Annotated in this window: 13 protein-coding genes; 2 read left to right on the forward strand and 11 right to left on the reverse strand. The window is 42.5% G+C overall.

Translation table 11 applies throughout. The features are described 5' to 3' along the window. The 4 genes from QNM18_RS08005 to QNM18_RS08020 all read right to left on the reverse strand — a co-directional run. Positions 1-273: transposase (locus tag QNM18_RS08005; protein ID WP_349774889.1), on the reverse strand; the 273-nt coding region annotated here is incomplete at its 3' end. A gap of 243 nt (positions 274-516) precedes the next feature. Beyond that, positions 517-1,026, reverse strand: coding sequence for a hypothetical protein (locus QNM18_RS08010; RefSeq protein WP_284136835.1), 510 nt, complete (start codon positions 1,024-1,026; stop codon positions 517-519). Next, positions 1,023-11,684, reverse strand: a complete 10,662-nt coding sequence (locus tag QNM18_RS08015) for an RHS repeat-associated core domain-containing protein (protein WP_284136836.1) — start codon at positions 11,682-11,684, stop codon at positions 1,023-1,025. The genes QNM18_RS08010 and QNM18_RS08015 overlap by 4 nt, the downstream gene beginning before the upstream one ends. After that, positions 11,677-13,167: a PQQ-binding-like beta-propeller repeat protein gene (locus tag QNM18_RS08020; RefSeq protein WP_284136837.1), complete on the reverse strand. Its 1,491-nt coding sequence runs from the start codon at positions 13,165-13,167 to the stop codon at positions 11,677-11,679. Before QNM18_RS08020 ends, QNM18_RS08015 begins: the two co-directional genes overlap by 8 nt. Positions 13,168-13,685: 518 nt before the next feature. On the opposite strand from QNM18_RS08020, the gene QNM18_RS08025 reads away from it, so the two are divergent. Then, positions 13,686-14,288: a LysE family translocator gene (locus QNM18_RS08025; protein WP_284136838.1), complete on the forward strand. Its 603-nt coding sequence runs from the start codon at positions 13,686-13,688 to the stop codon at positions 14,286-14,288. 112 nt (positions 14,289-14,400) lie between these two features. Continuing rightward, a complete protein-coding gene (locus QNM18_RS08030) occupies positions 14,401-14,601 on the forward strand; it encodes a hypothetical protein (protein WP_284136839.1) in 201 nt (66 codons plus the stop codon). A gap of 50 nt (positions 14,602-14,651) precedes the next feature. Here the strand turns inward: QNM18_RS08030 and QNM18_RS08035 are convergent, their stop codons facing one another. The 7 genes from QNM18_RS08035 to def all read right to left on the reverse strand — a co-directional run bounded on the left by QNM18_RS08035 (position 14,652) and on the right by def (position 19,772). Next, positions 14,652-14,918, reverse strand: a complete 267-nt coding sequence (locus QNM18_RS08035; protein ID WP_284136840.1) for a hypothetical protein — start codon at positions 14,916-14,918, stop codon at positions 14,652-14,654. Between the two features lie 90 nt (positions 14,919-15,008). Beyond that, positions 15,009-15,206 (reverse strand): hypothetical protein, encoded by a 198-nt coding sequence (locus QNM18_RS08040; RefSeq protein ID WP_284136841.1) that lies wholly within the window; start codon positions 15,204-15,206, stop codon positions 15,009-15,011. Positions 15,207-15,540: 334 nt separating this feature from the next. Beyond that, positions 15,541-17,412, reverse strand: coding sequence for a DUF885 domain-containing protein (locus QNM18_RS08045; protein WP_284136842.1), 1,872 nt, complete (start codon positions 17,410-17,412; stop codon positions 15,541-15,543). 170 nt (positions 17,413-17,582) lie between these two features. Beyond that, on the reverse strand, positions 17,583-18,209 hold the full coding sequence (locus QNM18_RS08050) for a LysE family translocator (RefSeq protein WP_284136843.1): 627 nt from the start codon (positions 18,207-18,209) through the stop codon (positions 17,583-17,585). 102 nt (positions 18,210-18,311) lie between these two features. Continuing rightward, a complete protein-coding gene (locus QNM18_RS08055; protein ID WP_284136844.1) occupies positions 18,312-18,698 on the reverse strand; it encodes an MmcQ/YjbR family DNA-binding protein in 387 nt (128 codons plus the stop codon). A gap of 3 nt (positions 18,699-18,701) precedes the next feature. Further along, positions 18,702-19,124, reverse strand: coding sequence for a DUF3574 domain-containing protein (locus QNM18_RS08060; protein WP_284136845.1), 423 nt, complete (start codon positions 19,122-19,124; stop codon positions 18,702-18,704). A gap of 144 nt (positions 19,125-19,268) precedes the next feature. Beyond that, the gene (gene def / locus QNM18_RS08065; RefSeq protein ID WP_211010016.1) at positions 19,269-19,772 is read right to left on the reverse strand and encodes a peptide deformylase; all 504 of its coding nucleotides are present in this window, start codon (positions 19,770-19,772) and stop codon (positions 19,269-19,271) included. Positions 19,773-19,920 lie beyond the last annotated feature (148 nt).

Below are 19,920 nucleotides of genomic sequence, written 5' to 3' on the forward strand. Positions count from 1 at the left end.
TACCTCGTTATCTGACCAACTAAGCGCTTGCTGCCTATTCACGTTAACCACCAAATGATAGTGATTACTCATGATGGCATATGCTGCTATTTCAATCGCAAATACACGACTTAGCAGTTTTGCTCTCTCGACTAACCATGTCCGTCTATGGTCAAAGTTTTTGCCTGTATACTTATCGTCTCCGCACAAAAAAGCACGGCGTACACACCGTGCTATCAAGTGATAATAAGACGTCGACGACAGATCTATCAGTGCTTTCCTTGCTCTTGTCATATCTATTCAACTCAAATAAAGCTGGATATTTAAACAGTAGTTAAGCAACGTAATTTATGCAAAGAATTTGTGCCTGTCCTATTTGGTTTAATAATAAGACGTCGACGACAGATCTATCAGTGCTTTCTTTGCTCTTGTCATATCTATTCAACTCAAATGAAGCTGGATATTTAAACAGTAGTCAAACAACGTAATTTATGCAAAGAATTTGTGCCTGTCCAATTGGTTCTTACCCTATTTGTTTTATAAAGCTAATTCGACTAGCGAATATACTTCTTTCACTTTTAAATCAAGGATCAAATCAATAAACTCAGACTCATCTTTAGCACCTAGTTTTTGACAAAAATAACTAAATCTTTTTTCACCTAAAACCTCTCTAAATATTACAGGTAAACACTCTGTTTTCACCTCTACTTTTTCACCTAATCCTAAATATTCCCATTCACGATTAAAGCCAATCACTTTTTCCTTGCGTATACAGAAGTATTCAGACATTTGTGTATTTATCTCAAATCGATTATCTTTCAGCTTTACTCCAAACACAGAACACAATTCAATCGTTAACTTATTACACAAATCAAGGTTATTAATCGAACACCCTAAATTTTCATACGGTAAAGGAGAATGCTCAAATTCAAAATATTGCTTTACTATCAAATCTTCAAGACTACTTTTAAACTTGGCTACTTTCTGGAAGCGATACCAAAAATAAAATGACAGCACTAAAACACCAGCTAATAATAATATAATCATTCGATTGAGCACTCCACTGAACACCTTAAAACTGCACCAGAGGTATAACCAACACCAAAGGCACCTACACCGATTAGAGTAGTCGCATTCCTACCTACATATTTAATTCGACCTATCTTGCCTCTCTTTACAACCGCCCCTGACTCCATATTCCCATATTTACCCATTCTTCTGTCAATTGATGTAAACACAGACTTTCCGCCTCGACCCAAAGCTTTTAATTCTGAGGGCTTTTTTAGGTTTAACGAGGGAGCAACTATGCCAGCAGTCGCAAGTTCAATCCCAGGATAATTAATTACACACTCATATATACAACGACCAAGATTATTATCAATCCAGTTCCAATTGGAAGCCAATAATCCCTTCCCACCATTATCCAACATACCATTGATCTCTGTTTGTGCTTGCTCCTGTTCAAGATCTGCCATTGCTGCCTCTCTTGCGTCCCACTCTGGGCTACCGACTTCATAGACTCCATCCCATTCAAAACCTTGGCCAGATTCCCAATCTGCCCTCAACGCCGTAGCAAAAGCAGCTGTCATAGCACCATTCGCAAACTTTCCACCTGTAATCGCTGACACTGTACCGCCAACAATGGCCGAGCCAACAATACGGTTTATTGGTGCCTTGCCGAACATACGTCCAGTAGCCGCGCCCACACCTGCACTCACAAATCCATGGCCAAACTTGCCGCCTTGCATAACTGACATTATACCTCCTGCTAGGCTACTGGCTGCAACAGTATTAACGCCGCCGAGCCCGGCAGCACCTATTGCACCAAAGAGCCCTCCACTCACTGCGCCTGTTAATGCTCCTTCAATCGAGCCTGTAGATATTGCACCACTTACAGCCCCCGCGGCGATACCTCCCGCCGCAAGCTGACCAGCCGACAATGTTGCTACTTCACCAAAAGTCCAAGCTCCTGTAGAAGCGCCAAATGTTACATATGCGGCAACTACTGCGACAATTGTCCGCCAGTTCTTTTTGATAAATTTAGTAAGCTTCTTAAACAAATACCCACTCGGATCTGTATAACTCAACGGATTATTCAGCACATAACTATATCGGTTATAGTTCTGCAAATTACTTGGCGCTTGCACAAACGGATCGGTTTGCATAAACCGGCCAGTATCTGCATCGTAAATCCGACCATTCATATGAATGATGCGCGTATCATCACCAAATTTAACGGGTTCGTGGCCTGTGTACGCTCTTTGGTTACTTGCAACAGTCCAAAAGAGTCCTGTTTCAAGCGCCCAATTTAGTTTGTCTATGTCATTGTTTGGCATCAAGACTTCTGATTGCTTGCCAAATACGTCATAGCTAAAGCGCTTTAAGAGCTTACCACTATGGTTAACCACAGCAACAACTGAGCCTTGATGGTCTGTAAACAACCACTGTATGCTCTCTTGACCATTCTCATGGTAAGTTTTTACCGCATCGTTGCCAATATTTCGACGAATGTAAGTTTGAGCAGATAAGGCCTCTGAGCCACTTTCTTTGACTATCTCAAGTGCACCCACATAGAAAATGGTTTTATTGCGTTCAACACGTTTAAAGCGTCGGTTATTGGTATCGTAACTAAATTGAACTAACTCGCCATTGACCGTAATGTGCGTTGCCTTATTACGTGCAGAGTACACCACATCGCGTTGATAGTCAGTGCTGCCACCGTTTGTCCTCTTAGCGCTGATTTGATTACCATTTTGGTCATATTTAAACGCTTCAACCTGACTGCCTTTCACACGGCTTGAAATTGCATGAGGCCTTGTATCTTCATAATGCTGCGTCCAACCAGACTTCGTCGTCAGGTTGCCATTTGCGGTATAGGCAAATTCAGTCTCACCATTAACTGTGGTGACGCGATTTAAGTCGTCATAGCCAAATTGGCTTATCTCAATTTGCCCACCATCTAATGAAAATGCGCGTGATGTGAGATTCCCTAAGCCATCAAATTGATAACTATGTGATTGAATATAACCATAACTGCCTTGCACAGCCAAGTCGCTCAGGAAACCCATATCGCCATAACCAACCGACATCGCAAAGCGACCCTTGCTATAGTGAGTAACACGTCCAGCGCTATCCGCTTTCGAGAATTGGTAGTAGAGTGTGCCGTTAGTACCTTCTCTCGCTTCTTTCTTTGTGACTACTTGGCCCGCTCGATAGGTTAAATGAACACCTTGTGCTTCTATATATTCATTTCTATGTGCGAGTCGGCGGTAGTCATCAAATTGTTGGAACACCCTGCCAAATTCATCAAACGTTGTCAGTTGAACAACACATTGGCTGCTATCGACTGATGCTAGGTCAGTGGATATTCTCACATCTTTACTTGAGGGTTCGTACCAAACATGGTCTGTGCTTTTGCACTCAAGCGCAGTGCTATCAAAGTCGGTTACCGAGGCGACATTGCGGCCAAATCCATCGTAAATATAACCTTTTGACCAGTCACTTGTATATTCGTAGGCTAACCGATGCTTTTTCTCAGTGTCATACACCCAAGTCGCAACGCGTGCTCCGTTAACATCATGAGATACTTTTCGGCCAAACACATCATAGCCAAAAGTCTGTACATTACCGTTGGCATCTGTTTGTTTTATCAAATCCCCAAAGGCGTTGTAGTCATATGTCCACGTACCGCTGTCTAGGTCGGTTTGGCTTACCTTCAAGCCAGTAAGTAAGTTATAGCTGTTTTCAATCAAGACTTTGTTGTTATCAGCACTTGACTTCACTTTCACCACTTTGCCAAGCACATTGTATGTGTAAGTTAACACATTGCCAGCATTGTCGGTTTCCGTTGCTTTTTCACCGTATACGTTAAACGTTGTCGTTTGCGTTTGTGAATCACCTGGCACATTGCCTGTGACAGTACTCGTCGCCGTACGACCCGCTTTAGTCAGTGTCGTCACAAGGCCCGTTTGATTGTCTGTCACCTTCACCGGATTATCAAACACGTCATACACGGTCTCTGTGCTCTGTAACCCCGCCGGTAGCTGCTTAACCACTCGACCCCATGCATCATAATGCTGCTTTGAGTAAAGCCACTGACTGCCTGGTGTTTGCACTTTACTGCCAATTTCTCGACCGAGTTTATCTAAAAACGTCTGGCCTAACAGCTCGTGATTCTGGTAACTGTTAATTGCCACAGCACAATTGTCGACCTCAAACGGACACGCAGTGCGCACGGTGTACTGCTGAGCACCTGTTGCTGAATGACTGCCAATTGCCTCACCAAAATCGTCATATTTGGTGTATTGACGAACGCCATCCGAATTGCTTGACTCCGTGACTTGCCCGAACTTATTACGACTAATTACATTGAGCGTCGTTATATCTGCCGTAGAGTGTGAGTCTGCCTGTGATGAGGGGTCAACAATGACCTTACTTTTTACATAGCGACCATCTGCGTCATAACGCGTCTGCGTTTTTCGTGTGGTATTACCTGAGCAACCTTGCGTTTTTCCACTGGTTTCTTTACTAACCACATTGCCCACTGCATCGTAGCTGTAACTGGTTTTCAGATACTCATTACAGTTGCCTTGCGGGTTTATCACCTCTGATATCAGCATGCCATCGAGGGGGCCCCCAGCGTGGTAAGTAAACTCACTACGTTTTTCCAACTGCGCTGACCCATCGGTGCGGGTCGTTGTGACATCCACCTGATGTAAACGCCCTAACTCTAGCCAATCATCACTGGTGTAATACGTATTGTTCGTTGTCACAGACGACAACAATTGACCGCTGGTGTGACTTATAAAGTCACTGGCGTTTGCTGCATCGTATTGGTCTACGGTTATGCTTGTTACATTGGCAAACGGGTCTTGCTGGGTCGTGGTGATACTACAGTTATAACCAGAAACCCCATATTGAATCGCGCCCGCGTACTTTACATCCATGCGCGCAGCGCATTCACGACTACGATGTGCATATACAGTAAAATAGCCTGGCTTCTTGTCGTTGTTGTCCGCACATGTGTCAGTTGTCTTGTCACAGCCATTAACATGGTATTGATAGTCATTTTTTGCATCGCTTATCACCACATTGGTGTTATCAACCGTCATGGTTTTAAGCGTGCGGGTTGGCATACCAATCAATGGAAACGCTTGGCTGTACTCTGTTCTGGTTTTAAAGGTGATACCGTCTTTTTGCGTTGTCGTCGTCAACGCTTCAAAGCCCAATGAGCCTCTGCCACCAAATTGTATACGAGCGCCTTCGTAATGATAATCAACTGCCAAGTCGATATTTGAAGTCACGTCATCAATCGTTTGCAGCGACCCCGTTGTTACGCGCTCGACTAAAAAGGCACCGCCATATAAATCATCTACGCGTGCATTTGATTGCAGGCCAAGTGCCTCTGTTTTACTGTGCTCTCCGAGTGTATACAGGGTAGGATCTGACGCTAACCCATAGTTAATCTCGGTTTGGTTACCGTAACCTTGCGTAACCCGCTTTAATATATTCGGTGGGCCAGCTCGATATAACGCCTCTTTTACCTTGAGCTGATTGCCTATACTCAATATCAGTTCTTCAACACCATCGTGGTCATAATCCAAGAAGAAAATACTATCAGTCACCGAAAGCTGTTCACCTAACTCATATACTGGCTCATGGTTGGGTATCTTGAAGGTAGAATCGGCTGGGTCCCACTCGTAACGATACAAATAGTAATGTCGGGTGAGGTTATCTTTACCCACGACATACAGTTCAGGTATGCCATCTTTATCGAGATCTGCCTGAATAGGCGCTATATGCGTGTCTTCCGGTTTGATATTGGCACTCGTTGGTGATGGCAGGGTTATCTCTGTCCCCTGAGAGTAAAAAGTGCCTGAGTACGGTTTTACCAGTGAAAAAGCCCATTGTTCATCCGCATTAACATAACCATAATCAACAATCCCATCGGCGTTGACGTCCATTGGCATCAATCGGCTATGGACTAGTTGGAGCGACCGGCTATCTCCAAATTTATGTTTATCGGCACGGGTGTCATATTGATTGAAATGTACCAACACAACATCTCGTTTACCGGGTGTGCGACAACCTGAATAAGCGCAATCCGACGTCACCACATCAGCTAACCCATCAAAGTTGACGTCCATTAAATAGAACGGTTTGTCATCGTCAATATAGTCCAGTGAAACGGTTTCTTGGATAGGTGACACGTCTTTATCCGTTTGGCTCCACAGCTGTCTGTAGGTGTTGTAATTTTGCCCACCTGTGTATAGCAAGTCGGCAAATCCATCCCCGTTCAGATCACCAAGACGCAAATTATGCATGGTGAGCGTGTTGATCATCGTGCTGTTGTGCCAACGACTCCCGTCGTAACTAAAGTACTCCCACTTGTTATGTGCGTCACTTCTGCGGTTGGCTGTTCTGATCACAAGCCCTTGTCGACCATTGTCCTCTTTGTCAAACGCATACATTTCGATGTTATCAGCGGTACTATTAGTATCAATCAGCGTACAGTTTTGTACAGATTGAGATTCAATAACACACAATTGATGCTGACGCGCATTGTTGGTTTGTGCCAAGCTGACAAGGGTTGCTTTGCCGTTACCTAGTAAGTCGACAAATGAGGTGCCAACCACTTTTTTGTTGGCTGGGGCACTAACAAGTGTCGTTGGGGCCAATAGCTGAGGCTGAGCAAAGCTTTGCGTATAGTCAAATGTCACTGGCTTTTTACATACTTCCAGCCTGTCGCTTGCACACTCTCTCACACTTTTTAGCAAGCGTGCGCCATTTGCTGCAGACTCAAACCCAAGGTCAATATGTCTCAGTGTTTCACTGCCTTTATTGATAGAAATATAGGTCAACTCAGCTTGTGACACCATGGTTTTATTCACCGCGGAATAGTCAAATGCGACTTGGCGAGCTGCGCCCTTTTTGTAGCCAAACTTAACGCTGTATTTTTCAGTGCCATCTTCGTTACCGCTGTATTCAATTTTACTCAGAACGGTTTCAAGATTACCTAAAACTTGCTGACTCTCCCCCCCTTTACTGTAGTGATAATGAACAATATTGGGGGCGGTGCCATCACCACGTGCTGCTATTCGGTCCATACTTTGGCGCAGCAACCAACCGTGGGATGACGTACCGCCTAACTCACTGTCAGGCGAGCCGCCGTAAATACGTTTACTGCCATCTTTACCATACACTGCAAACTGTTTAGTACCCGATAGTGCCGGTGCCTCAACCACAACTCTAATTTGTGAGTCCACTTCACTACGATACTCTGCACCAACTTCGCCCTCAGTGACATCATTGGTCAAAATAAGTCGACTACCATCTAGGCAATACCTGTCGTTACCTACACGCCATGGTCTGATTGCTTCAAACTGACCATCGTGTAATTTTGTCTGTCTGCAACGTGTAATACTTGACCCTGTGGATAACTGCCAACCAAATGCTACCGATGACGGGCCTGACTGACTGTTATACGTTAACGCAACCTCAGGTGTTACGCCTGCAATACCTGCTGGTAGTGGTAACGGTATTGAATAGGTTGCAGCGCCTTGTTCATTCACCCTAAAGTGACCGGTTGTGGTGGCTAAACTGTGATGCTCTGCAAGCTGATCTACATTTGGCCCGTGATAATTCGCGGCCCGATTAGGGACAGACAGTGGATGAATTTGTCCTTGAATCGTACTATTTGAGATCTCAATAACCTGTGTGCCAGATGGGTTAGAACAAGCACGGTGAATACGGGTGTCTCCCTCAAAGGTTATTTCGCGTTCTATACACGCCTTAGCATAAAATGTATGGCTACCATTGGGGTAAACTGAACTGGTGGTCGCTGTTTTATTACGCGCTGCCAGCACGGTTGGCCCCGTGTTATCCGCTGGGTTATGAAATTCAAAATAGTCAATATTTTTATGGTATGTCATGGACGCTGACAGCATGCCAGCCTCTACTTGACTTAAAGTCAGGGTTGGCGATTCGAGCAAACCATCTCTAGGGTCGTATACACGTGTCCCCATCACCCTTTCTATCGCGTCACTTACACCATCGCCGTCTGAGTCAGTTGTCAACTTACACTGATTAGGGCTATGGCAGATACCGTAGTAATAAAATAGCGAACTTATCACAACGGGTTCATATCGCTCAGCCACTTCAATAGAGCGAACCAACTGAAGAATTAGCTCCGCTCTTGACAAGCCAGCATCCAGTTCACTGACCCACTGAGCGCGGCTTTTACCTGCAATTTCAGCCCTCACCGTGAAAAACAACATATTACTGATTGAGTCGTAAAAATAGAGGTTGATTAAACTGTCTGGGTGGTTCCACTTGCCCTCTGGCGATTGCAACATTGCCTCAGCCACTTCCAACAAAGTCACATTATTGTAGCGCACTGCGTAGGTCAAAAATGACAGCTCAAAGCGACTCAATTCACGTTGTAAAATAACATAGCCGAGCCTTAACAATGGGTATGTTGCTTCATGATCAGCATTGGTCGGAACCCAACCTGCCGGGATGTCTTTATTAAAACCGTCAAGTAATGGCGAGTCTTGTAAGTCGCCCCAAAGGAGCTTATCGACCCCTGCACTGCCTCGCTTTATAACATGAAGCTGATCGCCTGCTGTAGTAACCCATATTTCATTATCACCCACCAACATGGGTTTTTGAATGGTACGTGCACCTAATTTATATACGTATTTGGTGTTACCATCTAATGCGTTAAGCGCATATAAAGCCCCATCATCAGAGCCATAAAACAGCGTGGCATCGTTTTGCGTTTTACCAACCAGTAAGCCTTCGGCTTCTATGGCACCTTGCGTGGTATTTTTCCATAGCTGCGTGCCATTTTGGCTCCAAGCATAAATGCTATGATCACGAGATCCGGCAAAAATCACATCGGTGCCAATTCCAGCAGTTGTGGCCACAGCACGAGAAGACAAAAACCCGCCCGTTGCATTACACCACTGACGGTTTTGGCCGTCAAAAGCACATAATTGATTGCCCATCCCCACATAGATTTGACCACTTTGCCCCAATGTTGGGGTGTGGTTGAGGGGGTCAATCACTTCGCCAATGTTCTCGCCAGTGCTGTATTCAGCCATTGGGCTGTTAATCAACTGGTTTTTTACACCGACTGAGATCCCACCTTGGTAGTACGCACTATCAGCTCCCTTAGGCAGCGGGAACCTTAAGGTTTGAACACCATTTGCGGCTGTTGTAAGGGACACTTCACTGGCATCTATTTGATGTGGAATTGCTGTGAGATTTTCTTGGATCGAAATTTGGCCTTGCTGATGAAAGCCAGTTCCCTGCACCTCTAAACAGCCCGCTGATGCACACATTTTAGCGAAACTAATCACTGGTGGAGCATGTTGAAGAGTTAATCTGCCCCCTTTGATACACTGCTTTGATTCATCAGCAATATTCACATTACACGAGCTAATCATGTATGTTACGTTATGCGTTATCGCAGGGTTCTGAATCTGAAAAGACGTATCTTGAGAATTGGATAACAGCGTTTGCCATACATCAACTGCGATTTCTTTTTCTAACTTAAACCTTACATAGTCGCTATTTTGATCTTCAGACGTCCAAGACAAAGTATAAGGGCCACTTGGCGCCTCATCAATATTGGTAAATTTTGGCCTTAATGGCAGGCCACCACCATTGTTATTGGTGTATGTCGCGCACTGGTTTTTGATGCTATTGTAGTCTGCGCTACTCCTAGTTTTTTCCCCGTTATATGCAATGGCGCAATATGTAAAAGTTTGATTGTATGTATCTGGCCCTTTTTGTATCTCTCGGGTATGACTAGTGCCATCTCCAGTTATAGTTGCAACCTGTTTCCACTTTTCTTGATCAAGCAGATCGGTACTTGTTTCACCGCTTCTAAGCTCGAACACTTTGTAACTGTTAGCAAAATTCACAGGGGGTACTGTGACTGTAAAATGCCCCGGTGCATCTGCACTGGGTGTAATGCTGAGTGTAGGTGTCGGTGGCGTGCCAGGTTCAAGCAAAAATGGGTAACCATCGTCATGACTAGTGTATTCAGTCTCTTGATTATTAACCACTATTTTTGCACGAACTAAAAACGTCTGTTCGTCAATAAGCTCGTTTCCAGGTTTCCAGCTGAGCGTAAAACCTGCATACTCATTTACACTAGGTATTTTCCCCGGATTTGTCACACTGGCTACCACAGTCTCTACGTTAGACTTTTTAAACATTTCTATGGCTTGTATTTGCTTACCTGGATGGGAGCTGTGTAAAGCGCCAATTCGTACAGTAAGCGTATGGGTTACATTTCGTTTATATATTCTCCCCTCATCTCTTTTTGGAATAATTAGTGCGATACCTACGGGTTTATATACTGATAAATATAGAGTACTAGACACCCATTGATCGACATCGTTATCCTGCACCCTAATGACTACTGTATAGTAGGTTGTGCTGGTCTCCGCTGCTGGTGCTGTAAAATCAACCGAGTACTCACCCTCTTCAGCAGAAACGCCACCTAAGCTGATTTGAGTATTGTTACCACAACTGCTAATGTCAGACTGTTTACCCGGTACAATACAGATATTGATTTTATCTTTATTATTTACCCCACTACCTGCGTCCATGGCTTTAAAGCGCAACGTCACTCTCTCACCCGCTGTCACCACACTGCTGGATAAGCTAGTATCAGTAATGTTCGGTAAAGACGGTACCTTAATGCGGATAGCATTTGATGTGCCATCACCGGAAATTGCGGTAAATGTCGTATCTTGAGTCACTGAAAAGGTTTTATAACATGAGGTTGTCCGTTTTTTAGCTCCGTTAAAACATGGAAATTCATTGGGGAGACCGGATAAATCACCACCACCCGCCGCTTGATTGTTTATTGATGCACTGTTTGGCCAGTTTGATGACTGAATATCCGAGTCATTGATATTGATCACCGCATGTACTTCTGTTTCTGCTTTTACTACGGTGTCGTTAGCAAGCTCACCACCATTGGAATCATAAATTGTTAAAGTGATTTGTGTTGTGGTGTTTGGCTCATCCGCGCGGGCTACCGCTATGGTTTTTACTTCTTCTCTATCAAAGACATTTATTGCAACAAATGTAAAGTATCTTGGATTTTCATAGTCAACAGTCAGCGGGATCGTTTGGTTTAAGCTATCATTTGGGTCGAAGTGATTGCTATAGCCACCTCTGTTACAATCACCTGAACGATTACTTTCGCACACGTAAAATGATTTAAGTGGACTGACCGCATCCGTCGCGCTGACAGTCAAAGTCACGTTTCTTTTGTCATTGTTGTCGCGCGTTTCTCTTACACTTATAGTCGGCTTTGAATAGGGCTTAACAATGAGTGTACGAGCACAGTAAACGACGTCTTCCTCCTGGTTTATTTGCCAGCTGTGTTCAGAATTAAACTCATACCGCCCCACGCCAAATTCTCTTGTCACTTGATAAGTATGACCACCCGCTCCTGTAATCGGCGTCGTTTTATCGCCTGATCTCATAGTCACCTTGGCAAATATAGATGCCATTGAGGGGTTGGCTAATTCTATGGTGTGCTTTTTGGTTGTCTCATCGAGTTCAAGGGATATAACTTCCTTTGTGGTGATGCAATATTGTTGCTTATCAGCATTGCTTGCTTGAGCAGTAAAACCAATACACATTAATAAATAAAAACATAAAGTGTTAAATTTACTCATGCTGACCTCCTGTCTGTTCGGTGTCATCAAGCACTGTGGCTGTCCATTCCACTTCCAACATAGTGTCGTTATTAGCCGATTGCTCATTAAATTCAGCGACCTCCATCTTAGAAGGTGCTCTCAATGGTACAGCTACAGAAAAAAGCACTGGCGGGTCAATCGGTCCAACAATTGGATCATCTCCAGGATCACCACCTGGGTTACCGGGATCGATGGGCTCTGCACCACCAATGTAATTTGAAAACTTAATAGAGGTTAATTTGGTCTCTTGTGAACTCGCATCTTGGTATTGGAAGTAGACTCTGCCTTCTCGGCGATTAATAGCCGGGGTGGCAATAATTGACTCCCCCAGCATAGACACAGGTAAGCTTGACGTATTACGCAACTCCACCAATTGTGGCGCATATTCAAGCACGCGCCCTTTGTGGCTAACAAATACAATACTACTGCCAACGACCCGAGGCCCTTGGTACAGGTCCATAGCAAGTGCGCCAGCTATCACGGCATCCGTTGTTGTTTTACAAGATTTACGCGTTGCGTAGCTGACATTTAACGAACACACATCTCCTGAGCCGTCAATTTTACTGACGCCAAAGTATAAGATCCCCTGCTCGACTAAGGGTTTATTGACCACTTTACCACCCAAAGGAATTGACCAAATTAGTTCGGGGGTGGTTTTTGAATAATCCACTTTATGCAGATTGTTAGCTTTGTCGACGACAAATAAATAGCGATCGCTGCCTCTAACTAAAGTGCGTGGAATAATGTCTATCCCCAAATTGCGCAGTGGCATTAAAAAGCCACTGTCATTAATGGGTGCCTCAATTTTGGCGTGTTGATATAGTAAGGTTCGCGATCGTGTTCTTACACTACCAACACCTATGGTTTGAATTGAATATTCGGTGTTATCGTTTATGCGTACGGGTACACTGCCACTCGATGGTAAATTTGTTAAATAGGTTTGGTCATTTTTTAACAGGTTAACAGTATGAGCACCGCTGCTTTTCCAGCGTATTGTTGAAGATTCCCATGGGTAGACTAAGCTTTTACTGAAAGAAAACTCTTCAATCGCATGCAGATAAGTTGACGCATGTATACGCTCCGCAATAATGCCGTCAGTACAGCCAAATTGATTACAGGGTGTAACTAAATAACGCACATCCGATCTGGGGTTGGTAATTTCAATCGAATTTGAATACGATTTGTATTCCGGAATAAAAATGCTGTCAACACCACTAAACTGGCTAGCTTCGCTCATTGGTCCCTGACCAAAGCGGGCTTGATAAACGAAATCTCCTGGATATGCCTGAACGGAATATTCAGTTGCACCTTCAACTTTTGTCCAGGATATTTTATCTGTTTCACCTTTTAGATGAAATGCTAACTCACCATCAGTTAACCGAGGTTTTTGGGATGAAAACCCCAAACATGCACAGCTAACAAGAGAAAGTAGCACAATATTTGCACACTTAAAATTTAACAACTTTCATTTCTCCATTTAATAAAAGCTGCAAGAAATTAACATAAACGCGCATGTTAAAAAAATAAAAATCTCATAAAAGCCTTAAAATTAATATTATTATATTTTCAGTATAAAAATGGACGTGAAATCAGGAATAAAGTAGTAAATCAAAATGAATATTTTAATTTACCTCCTGTTTAAAAACTTCATTTAATTGTTATGTTAAAATTTAGTATCTAATAAATCCTTGCTCTAAAACGACAGTAAACAACGTCTATCTCAACGGAATATATGGTTAGGCTTAACACTCTCAAGTTCGTCACTAGCCTATGCTCGTCGCTTGTTGCCACAATGCAAGTTTCTGGTGGTATGACAGCAACTTTTTCCTGCCAGCCACGATTAAGCACAAGATAAATTCGCATTTCAATGCTTTTAGTAAATATAGTTGTGTAAAAACCTGCCACCACCTCCAATTACGCTGAATAGTTGTGTTTATTCATCACTAAAATTGATTTACCAATCCACGAGAGATTCAAACTATGACTTATGAACTACTTTACGCGCTGAGCTTATTTGCTTTTGTATCGTCAATCACACCGGGACCAAACAACTTGATATTGCTCAGCTCAGGCATAACGTTTGGAACAAGGCGCTGTATTCGCTTACTTTTAGGAATAAACCTCGGTTTCGCTGCGATGATATTGCTCGTTGGTGCAGGGATCGGAGAACTGTTTACACGTTTTGCTGTGCTGCATGAAGTTTTAAAATGGCTAAGCGCGGCATACATACTGTACCTTGCGTTTAAAGTAGCCAGCACAACACCGATTGAATTTGAGTCACATGTTACTGCGCAACCTATGACCTTTTTCGAAGCCGTGATGTTTCAATGGATCAACCCTAAAGCTTGGTCAATGTCACTGTCTGCCATCACCATTTATACACCCTCAACACACTTTAGTTCAGTGGTGTTGGTTGCTGTAGTTTTTAGCTTAATCAATTTACCATGTATTTTATCTTGGTTATTGGTTGGCACTAAGCTCTCTAAATTAATAAAACACCCAAAATACTTTAGAGCACTCAATCTCGCACTCGCTTTCGTATTGGTAGCATCAATTGTGCCTACATTTATTCCGCTAGATTGAATTGGAATAGTTTACTATTTCAATAAATAAACATTTACATTTAATGTTAATTTAAATAACATTTTGCTGACCTATAAAGTCAATCATAAAAAGTAATTAAGGCAGGATTCTTATGAAATTAAAGCTAGTTAAAAAGAACTATAAGCAACTAAGCAAAAATGCACACACGGTTGGTAAAGATGCAACACCTATGGTCGCAGGTGGATTTACAAATGATTGGATAACTACAATATGTACCGAAACAAATGTTACCCAACACTGTAATACAGTGAGAGAAAGAACCTGCAATACGTGTAACACGGTAATGTGTTAACCGCAGATTTTATACATAAAGGGGCAGCTTTGCCCCTTTTTAAAATGGCATTATGCCGTTGTTAATGCGACCGACACCATTAAAAATACAAACGAAGCGACTAAATAAGAAATGATACCGACAGGCTTTTTGAAGAACTCGGATACTTCAGTCCATATTTTTTCTTCAGCGGTTACGTGTTTATAATAGTCATAACATGCAAATTGTGCGCAGACTGCATGCGGCACAACCCAAAAAATAATCGCCGGAAAAGTAAAGCCTAGTATGCCTTCAAGCACAGTGAGTAAGCCATTGAATACCCAAATGCTCGCAAACATAAATCCAGCTTTCATCCACATTTTTTTGAAAAAATAATAAAGAGGTCCAAAAAACAACACAAAGAAATTAAGTGAAACGCTGATCCTGTCCTAGCTTGATAGGCCTTTATATTCCGGTGTTTTCATAATTGAAAACATAGATTGAGAATCCGCTCCAAGTTTTTTCAGTAAGTTAAATCTTTTCAGCCATTTGCCAGATAATTGATATTGCTCAAATTGTGAAGAGGTACCCAACTGCTTTTCTGCTGACTCTGGGTTGGTTGACTCTGTATTTGTTGATTCATTCATTATTTTAATCCCTATTATTTATACTCCGTTTGCGTCGCCAGCACGCAAAAGAAACGAGTTAGCCAACACTAACGCGCACACGCAATTCCTTTTGCTTTAAAAAGCTAGCATTAACAGCTAACGGTTTTTTAACGAATATATTTTACACACGGCCTTATGCTAAACCTGTCAAAAACTGTACGCAATTTGAGCAGAATTTAATTAATAATCGAAACATTTTGAAAAATAATATAAAAATCAAGATGCTTTTAGAGCCAAATAAAATGCTACCACTAAAAAATGCACACGCTTTTTAACGTGTGCATTTTTATGGTTTAATGAATTTTCGGGTTATTTATGAACGTTTTTGCTCTTCAACCCAATCATTAACGCGTCTTTCGAGGATAGATAATGGCATTGCGCCACCGCCTAATACCGTGTCGTGGAACCCTCTGATGTCAAACTTGTTTCCAAGTTCACGCTTGGCATTTTCACGCAACTCTAAGATCTTAATCATGCCAACTTTATAGGAAGCAGCCTGGCCAGGCATGATCATATACCTGCGTATTTCTGATCGAACGGCTGTTTCCTGAATTGGCACGTTCGATTTGAAATAAGACACTGCTTTCTCTTCAGACCACCCTTTCGCGTGAATGCCTGTATCGACAACAAGCCTTACCGCACGCCACATTTCATTTGATAAGCGCCCAAAATCACTGTACGGATCTTGGTAAGCGCCCATTTCTTTCGCGAGTTGCTCAGAGTACAAACCCCATCCCTCAGAGTAAGCAGTAAAGTGCGCTTTTGTTCTAAACTCTGGGATCCCTTCAAGCTCTTGAGCAATTGATAATTGCATATGGTGCCCAGGGTTACCTTCATGGTAAGCAATTGACTCCATTGTATTCTTCGGCATACTCGTCATATCAATTAAGTGAGCGTAGTATACGCCCGGACGAGAGCCATCTTTTGTGCCTGGCATGTAGTGCTGAGCTGCACCTGGGCGCTCGCGGAAAGACTCAACGCGTTTAACCACCAGCTCTGACTTAGGCAATATACCAAAATATTCCGGCAGCTTTTCATTAATGCCATCTAAATACGCGACTGAATCGTCAATGTACCCTTGCCTTCCTGAATCGTTGTTTTCATAGAAGAACTGCGGATCATTACGGAAAAACTCAAAAAACTCTTCCAATGACCCTTTAAATCCAACCTGCTTGACGATTTTTAGCATTTCCCTTTGTAAACGTGCAACTTCATCAAGGCCAATTTGATGAATTTGATCCGAGGTTAAGCTCGTTGAAGTCTGGTTGGCAAGTCTGTAGTTATAAAACGCTTTACCATTAGGTTGATCGCCAACGCCATAACCATCTTGCTGTTGTAGATTTGCCATGTCTTGTTCAAACCAATCAATCAAATTCGAATAGCTCTTATTAAACACGCCTGTGAGCGCCGATTTAGTATCACCTAACACTTTGTCTGCTTCAGCTTGTGTGATTTTTTTATCATCAACTAGCTTTTGAACTTTTTTCTTCGCATCTGCCCACAATGGCGCATCATTTTCGCTATCAGAGAATGGTGCACCCGTTATGATGTTTTTTGACTGTGTGATCACACCTTCATAGGAAAATTTAGGCGGTCTTACGCCCTTTTTAGCTTTTTGCTGAGCTTGCTCAAGTAGCTCCTCTAGTGCCTCAGAACCCTTAACTAAACGGCTATTGTAGGCATGCATGTCTTCCAACGTATCAACCTTGTGGAAGTTAATCATAAATTGAGCAAACCAAGACTGGATCCCAAACATATGATTAAACACATATTCGTTTTCTGAAAACTTAAACTCTAGCTTTTCTTGCTCATAATCGTATATCCACAGGTCATAGGATATCTTTGCTTCAGCGTCTAGCTTGCTGTAATCAAATTGAGACCTAAGCTCTGCAACTGTACCAGCCAACCAAGTTAAATTGCGTTTATCCGCCTTCAATGAAACATCATCAATTTCGTCGTATTTATCCTTACGACCATAAATGGTCATAGTCATTGGGCTCATTTGTAATTGTTGTTCGTATTTGTCTGCAAACCACGCATTTAATCTTTGCGACTCTGTTTCTACACTAACTTGTACGCTCTTTTGAACCTTTGTAGCTGATGGGTTAGCCTGTGAATTCATATTACTTGCTTGGCATCCAGCCAAAATAGCGGCAACTGAAATCGCGAGAATTGATTTATACATTATTCGTCTCTCCTGGAACTTTTTCAGATACACTAAATAAAAACCTCAAGTAGGCCAACCAATTACAAAGGTAATTTGTAACGAAAGATGAAAATAGTTACAGAAATTCCCCAGATACAACACCATTGAGTTATTTAAAAAACGACGTCTAAACAATTGATAACCCTGAACTATCGCTGTTTCATTAACGCAACAGCCAGACCTGAACTAACAAAGGTGACGCCTGCGGAAACGTTTAAACCCTGCAACACTTTTGGTCGATTTTTTAGGATGTTTTTAAGTTGACTTGAAAATACCCCCATCAGTGCAAAGCCAATACTTGTCAGTAACGCAAACCAAACACCGTATCCCAACATTTGTAGAGATACACTGCCAAGCGCTGGGTTTACAAACTGCGGGACAAACGCGAGTACAAATATGCCAGGCTTGGGATTTAAAGCAGCAGATAAAAAACCTGTCGCAAAAATTGAACTTAAAGGTTTGGCTTTAACAGGCTCAATAGCAATCAAGTTTTGATTACGAATTACTTTTATGCCCAACCAAATGAGATAGCTCGCGCCAATGAACTTTACGACGTAAAAAGCTACGGTAGATGTTTGCAGCAATAGCGTTAGGCCAGCCGTTGCCGCAAAAACATGAAATAAGATCCCAACGCCAGACGCACTGGCAGAAACACAGGCTGCGAGCTTACCTTGGCTAACGCCTCTAGCAATGGCCAAAATATTATCTGGGCCCGGTGAGATAACTAACAAAATACACGCTGATGTATAGGCAATAAAAACGTCGATAGGGAACATGAAAAACCTCCTTGATTGTACAGTGTACATTAGAGGCTGCTGTTTATATTTAGTTCAAATTTACTTTGAAATTATCAACTTGAGGAAAGCTAGAGCAACAAATTACAAATGTAGCATGATTGCATTTTGCTCACTTTTACGCATTTTTTTCACCACCAGTAAATAGGAGTTGTCGATCATTCGCTCTATTTCACCTTTGGGGACAGTACCGTCTAATATAATTGTATTCCAATGTTGTTTGTTCATATGGTAACCCGGTATCACCGCATCGAAAATATCTCGGAGCATCAAGGCTTCATGGGGATCACATTTTAAGTTTAACCACCATGTCGTATTCTGAGACTGAGTACTACGCATTTTTTCAGGCGAAAGCGTGGCAAACATTTTGCCCTTAACTTTATATACATCCACCCCTTCACCAAAAGGCTGGCTTACGTCACTGAAAGGTTTTGCCATTAAATAATCATGAACAGCACGATCTATAGACATGTTTTAATCCTTGGTGACAAATTGGATCTGGGCAACGTCAATCAATACCACCAACACAGAATCCTGATTAAATAATTGAGCATACTGTTTGCCTAACTTGTTGGCCGCTTTAATATCTGCTGCTGATGCGTTATATATTGTAATGACCTTTGCATGTTCCTTTTTTCCCTTATAGTAGCCCACAGAGTCAGCAACGCTAAACCCGGTAAACGTATTTGCCACTTGGTTTGACTCAAATTGTTGCCACTGCTGCGGCGTAACTACGCCACCTGTCGGAATTGATAAACCAAAATACATTTTAATGCCTGTACTTTGGGGTTGAATGGCTGCTGGTTGAGACGTTTTTGCGTGAATTGTATTGGTGGGATTCACACATCCTGACAACATAATGAAACAAACTAGTCCTATAACGCTTTTGTAATTCACCTCATACTCCTTTTGAGTTCATATTTGTAAGAGTCGTTTAAGCTTTTAAAACCATAATATACGTTCTAGCCGAGCACCGACCCGACAACCGCAGCGACAAAAGCAGCGTTAACATGCTGCTTTTACGTTTAATACGTGCAGCAATTAAGCGTGCAATTTAAGGTACTTTTTCACCTTTTTCATCGCCATTTTTTGCTTCAGCGGCGATAGGTAGTCGATAAATAAATTACCGTGAAGGTGGTCTATTTCATGTTGCATGACAATCGCTAAAAACTCATCACTTTGAACTTCAATTGGGTTGCCGTCGCGGTCTTGCGCTTTTACAGTGACCGAAGTGAAACGCTCAACTTCAGCGAAATAGTCTGGTACAGACAAACAGCCCTCTTGGCCTTTTTCTTTATTTTTACCTTCAAACACTTCTGGGTTTACCAAAATCAATGGGTCGTTTCGCTCATCTGAAATATCGATCACCACGACCGCTTCTTCTCTACCAACCTGTGTCGCAGCAAGCCCAATACCATTGCTTGTCGCATACATGGTCTCTAGCATGTCGTCAATTAATGCCTGGATAGACGCAACATCTTCTACCTTTTTTGCTTTTATTTTTAATCTTGGATCTGGTGCAGTTAAAATTTCTAAAACAGCCATAGTTAGTTTAATTACTCGTTTAAATATTTTGAAAATCAACAGGCAAACCGCCTTGTTGTAAAAAGAGGGTCTATATGCACGGAACAATGAAGTGCTTTAGTGCTGGGGGATCAAACCAGCGCCGCCAAGTTATCGTAATCTAATAACA

Source organism: Pseudoalteromonas obscura (assembly GCF_030135505.1).
GTDB classification, from domain to species: Bacteria; Pseudomonadota; Gammaproteobacteria; order Enterobacterales; family Alteromonadaceae; genus Pseudoalteromonas; species Pseudoalteromonas obscura.